We start from the raw sequence: 4,746 nt of genomic DNA, 5'->3' as shown, positions 1-4,746 counted from the left end.
GCGCGGTGGTCCCACCTGATCCCATGCCGAACTCAGCAGTGAAACGCCGTAGCGCCGATGGTAGTGTGGGGTCTCCCCATGTGAGAGTAGGACACTGCCAGACATTCAATTTATAAGTGTTGCCCATCTGGCAACACTTTTATTTTTAGCATTTGCTGATATGGCTCAGTTGGTAGAGCACACCCTTGGTAAGGGTGAGGTCCCCAGTTCGAATCTGGGTATCAGCACCATGAATAATATGTTCGGCAAATAAAACAGAATTTGCTTGGCGGTAATAGCGCGGCGGTCCCACCTGACCCCATGCCGAACTCAGTAGTGAAACGCCGTAGCGCCGATGGTAGTGTGGGGTCTCCCCATGTGAGAGTAGGGAACTGCCAAGCTTTAATATCCAGTCAAAAGGCCACTCATATTGGGTGGCCTTTCGCATTTCTAGTTCTTTTTTTATTTCCATCAATAGGTAGGTGTTAGGTAACTACTTACTTATCTTTCAAATATAGAGTCTGATAGACTACGTCTTAAATTACCCTATTGAGTTTGAAATGAATGTCTGTCTGTCAATCTACTCAACTAAAAGCCTTTAACACGTTTGGCATTTCAGCCAGTGCTGATCATATTGGAATGGCCACGTCTGTTGAATCGCTTCTGGCCTTATGGCAAGAAGCAATGGAAAAGAGTCATTCTATTTTATTATTGGGAGGAGGAAGTAACATCCTTTTCACCGAAAATTTTAAAGGTACTGTGATCTTAAATCGTATTCTTGGTATCAATATACAAGAGTCAGATACTGCATGGCACATTCATGTTGGTGCAGGTGAAAATTGGCATGAACTGATTACTTATTTATTTAAACAACGGATCTATGGTTTGGAGAATTTAGCCTTAATACCTGGAAATGTTGGTTCTGCTCCAATCCAGAATATTGGAGCATATGGCGTTGAATTTAAACATGTCTGTGAATATGTGGATTTTGTTGAGCTGAAAACCGGTAATTCAATTCGTCTAACGGCGAATGAGTGTCAATTTGCGTATAGAGACAGCATCTTTAAGCGTCAATATAAAGATGGTTATGCTATCACAGCAGTTGGTTTATGTTTGAATAAGAAGTGGGAACCCATTTTAACTTACGGTGCCTTAGCGCAGTTCTCACGAGAAGAGGTTACACCAGAGCAAATATTCGATGCTGTGTGTGAAATGCGCCAGAGTAAGTTGCCAGATCCTGCTTTGATGGGGAATGCAGGGAGTTTCTTCAAAAACCCTATTGTACCAATTGAGTTAGCAGACAGGATTAAGTCTGAATATCCCAATTGTCCTCAATACCCTCATGATGAGCATAGCGTAAAGATTGCAGCGGGTTGGCTTATCGAACAATGTCAATTGAAGGGTTATGCTATTGGTGGCGCTGCAGTACACCTGAAACAGTCATTGGTATTAATTAATAAAGGTAATGCAACGGGACAAGATGTCATTACCTTGGCTGCTTATGTACGTAATAAGGTTGCAGAAAAATTTAATATTTTCTTAGAGCCTGAAGTACGCTTCATTGGCAGTGCAGGTGAAATAGACGCAGTGGAATGTATTTCATGAAAGATCTTAGTATCCCATTAAAATTAATTAAAGTGTTATCTGATGGCGAAATTCATTCAGGCCAACAACTTGGCCAGGAATTGGGAATGAGCCGAGCAGGAATCAATAAACATATTCAAACTATTCGTGAATGGGGAGTAGAGGTTCTCACCCTTCCAGGCAAAGGTTACCGCTTTCCTGCCCCAATGAATCTTCTGGATAAAGAAGTTATTGAAAACTATCTTCCTAATGATCGCATTGAAGTAATACCTGTCATTGATTCCACGAATCAATATATTCTGGAAAAGTTAGCAGAATTCGATTCGGGAGATGCCTGTGTTGCAGAATATCAATATGCTGGTAGAGGGCGTCGTGGTAGAAAGTGGGTTTCTGCTTTTGGTCGTAACTTATATCTATCTATGTATTGGCGTTTGGAACAAGGGCCAGCAGCAGCGATAGGTTTAAGTCTAGTGGTTGGTATTGCCATTGCAGAAGTACTTAATCGCCAGGGAGCAGAAAGAGTAAAAGTAAAATGGCCAAATGACTTATACTTAGATGATAAAAAACTTGCTGGAATATTGGTTGAGTTGACGGGAAAAACGGGAGATGCAGCCCATGTTGTTATCGGAATAGGCATGAACGTTTCAATGAGTAGCGATCAACAGAGATCAATTAATCAAAATTGGACTAATTTACAGCAATCAGGAACGATTATTGAACGGAATAAGTTGGTTGCTGAAATCATAGTGAATCTTAAAAAAGCATTAATCCAGTTTGAAAATGAAGGGATAGCCTCTTTCATTCCTCGGTGGTTTGAGTTAGATAATTTTATTAATCGTCCAGTGAAATTAATTATTGGTGATCGGGAAGTTCATGGGATTGCTCGTGGAATAGATCAACAAGGGGCTTTGTTACTTGATATTAATGGAGTTGTTACGCCTTATATCGGTGGTGAAATTTCCTTGAGAGGTTGTTGAATGTAAAGCCGGAAATATTTCCGGCTTTTTGTTTTATTTTCTTAATCTGACGCTTTCAATCGTGTGATTTATGCCTTTCGTCATAATCAAGCTAGCCCGTTCTCTCGTTGGTAAGATGTTTTGTTGTAAGTTTAATCCATTAATTTCCCGCCAAATACTCGATGCTACTTTTATCGCTTCTTCTGTCGTGAGTTTAGAATAATTATGGAAATAAGAATCAGGATCGGAAAAAGCGCCTTGTCGAAACTTAAGAAAACGATTGACGTACCATTGTTCGAGTAATTCTTCCGGTGCATCTACATAAATAGAAAAATCAACAAAATCAGAGACAAATACATGATGTGGCTCATGTGGATAATCCATGCCACTTTGTAATACGTTTAAACCTTCGAGGATAAGAATATCTGGCTTTTCGATAATAAGTTGTTCATGAGGAACGATGTCATAGCTCAGGTGAGAATATACCGGCGCGATGACTTGGTCTGCACCTGATTTTATATCGGCGACAAATTTGACCAAGCTACGCATATCATAGGATTCAGGGAACCCCTTTTTTTTCATTAATCCACGTTCATTTAATATATTGTTGGAGTGCAAAAAGCCATCTGTTGTCACTAACTTGACACGACGATGTTCTGGCCAACGGCTTAGTAGCGCCTGTAATAAGCGCGCGGTTGTACTTTTTCCGACAGCAACGCTGCCTGCTATACCTATAACATAAGGTATTTTTTGTTCATCTGTCCCTAGGAACTGCTCAAGAACAGCTTGACGCCGTAAATTGGAGCTAATGTAAAAATTGAGTAGACGTGACAATGGAAGATAAATTTCAATCACTTCATCTATTGAGATTTCTTCATTGATCCCTTTTAAAGCAGCGACTTCTTCTTCTGTTAATGTTAAAGGCACCGAGTCACGCAATGTGGCCCAATGTTTACGATCAAATTGTAAATATGGAGTCGTCAAAAAAGATTCTTTCTTATTCATAAGCCAACATCTGCCTGTCTATGCAGGTTGGACAGGTTGTTGAGAACACCCGTATCCGACAAAAAAATAAATCTCATCATATCGGTTGCGCTATCGTAGGCGTAGAATTTTTTATGATTTTAGTCATTTTTTTGATGGCAAATGCAAAAATGTATTATTCCTGAGTCTATTATGTCCGTCAGTTTCTTTCTTTTATAAAGAGAAAAACACGTGTGATACAAATAATTTTTAAAAAATAATTGGCAGATGCATTTATTGGTTCTTCCTGTACAAGAGTTGTTTGTTGGATATTTAAGCTGAACCTATTGAAAAAAACACCAGAAACATAGAAAATGACTACTTTATGAGCGAAAGAGCAAAAAAAGCAATTTTTTTGTTGCATCGTGGGCCAACTCTTCCTAGAATGCGCAGCACTTGATGCCGGCATAGCTCAGTTGGTAGAGCAACTGACTTGTAATCAGTAGGTCCCGAGTTCGACTCTTGGTGCCGGCACCATTAAAAATTTGGAAAGGTGGGGTTCCCGAGCGGCCAAAGGGAGCAGACTGTAAATCTGCCGTCACAGACTTCGAAGGTTCGAATCCTTCCCCCACCACCATTAACCAGTTTCGATCTTGAGTGTTCTACTCGAGTTATACTCTAGAAAAAACACTTAAGATATAGTATACAGCTGATTAAAGTCAGGTAGCCGAGTTCACGCGGGCATCGTATAATGGCTATTACCTCAGCCTTCCAAGCTGATGATGCGGGTTCGATTCCCGCTGCCCGCTCCAAGATGTGCTGATATAGCTCAGTTGGTAGAGCACACCCTTGGTAAGGGTGAGGTCGGCAGTTCGAATCTGCCTATCAGCACCACTTCTCCTGTTCTTACCTCCTGATTTTCTTCCTGTAAATATCTCGCAAGCAATTGCTTGGTTGATGTGGTGAAACCACCGATTCCGTGTCTTAGAGGGACAACCTAATGTCTAAAGAAAAGTTTGAACGTTCAAAACCGCACGTTAACGTTGGTACTATCGGCCACGTTGACCACGGTAAAACTACCCTGACTGCTGCAATCACTACCGTTTTGGCAAAAACTTACGGCGGTAGCGCGCGTGCATTCGACCAGATCGATAACGCACCAGAAGAAAAAGCGCGTGGTATCACCATCTCTACTTCTCACGTAGAGTACGATACCCCAACTCGCCACTACGCACACGTTGACTGCCCAGGCCACGCCGACTAC

Annotated in this window: 4 protein-coding genes, 5 tRNA genes and 2 rRNA genes; 10 read left to right on the top strand and 1 reads right to left on the bottom strand. The window is 41.2% G+C overall.

Annotated elements, in window-relative coordinates:
- The 5 genes from rrf (IQ209_RS17640) to birA form a co-directional block, all read left to right on the top strand.
- Positions 1-103 (top strand): 5S ribosomal RNA (rrf, locus tag IQ209_RS17640); the annotation flags it as partial.
- 51 nt (positions 104-154) lie between these two features.
- Positions 155-230 (top strand) — tRNA-Thr (locus tag IQ209_RS17635).
- A 34-nt stretch (positions 231-264) separates the two neighbouring features.
- Positions 265-380 (top strand): 5S ribosomal RNA (gene rrf / locus IQ209_RS17630).
- 163 nt (positions 381-543) lie between these two features.
- Entirely contained in the window at positions 544-1,584 is a 1,041-nt protein-coding gene (murB, locus tag IQ209_RS17625) for a UDP-N-acetylmuramate dehydrogenase (protein WP_193852489.1), read from the top strand.
- The gene (birA, locus tag IQ209_RS17620; protein WP_193852488.1) at positions 1,581-2,540 is read left to right on the top strand and encodes a bifunctional biotin--[acetyl-CoA-carboxylase] ligase/biotin operon repressor BirA; all 960 of its coding nucleotides are present in this window, start codon (positions 1,581-1,583) and stop codon (positions 2,538-2,540) included. The genes murB and birA overlap by 4 nt, the downstream gene beginning before the upstream one ends.
- A gap of 33 nt (positions 2,541-2,573) precedes the next feature.
- Here the strand turns inward: birA and coaA are convergent, their stop codons facing one another.
- On the bottom strand, positions 2,574-3,524 hold the full coding sequence (coaA, locus tag IQ209_RS17615) for a type I pantothenate kinase (RefSeq protein WP_193852487.1): 951 nt from the start codon (positions 3,522-3,524) through the stop codon (positions 2,574-2,576).
- A 419-nt stretch (positions 3,525-3,943) separates the two neighbouring features.
- On the opposite strand from coaA, the gene IQ209_RS17610 reads away from it, so the two are divergent.
- The 5 genes from IQ209_RS17610 to IQ209_RS17590 form a co-directional block, all read left to right on the top strand.
- Positions 3,944-4,019 (top strand) — tRNA-Thr (locus IQ209_RS17610).
- A 15-nt stretch (positions 4,020-4,034) separates the two neighbouring features.
- Positions 4,035-4,119: transfer RNA gene (locus IQ209_RS17605), tRNA-Tyr, on the top strand.
- Between the two features lie 100 nt (positions 4,120-4,219).
- A tRNA-Gly gene (locus IQ209_RS17600) sits at positions 4,220-4,294 on the top strand.
- Between the two features lie 6 nt (positions 4,295-4,300).
- Positions 4,301-4,376 (top strand) — tRNA-Thr (locus IQ209_RS17595).
- A gap of 106 nt (positions 4,377-4,482) precedes the next feature.
- Positions 4,483-4,746, top strand: a 264-nt coding sequence (locus tag IQ209_RS17590) for a GTP-binding protein (protein ID WP_228005970.1), incomplete at its 3' end; no start/stop codon positions are given.

It is taken from the genome of Xenorhabdus sp. BG5 (assembly GCF_015163665.1).
Lineage (GTDB): Bacteria > Pseudomonadota > Gammaproteobacteria > Enterobacterales > Enterobacteriaceae > Xenorhabdus.
This window is presented reverse-complemented; position numbering and strand designations above follow the sequence as displayed.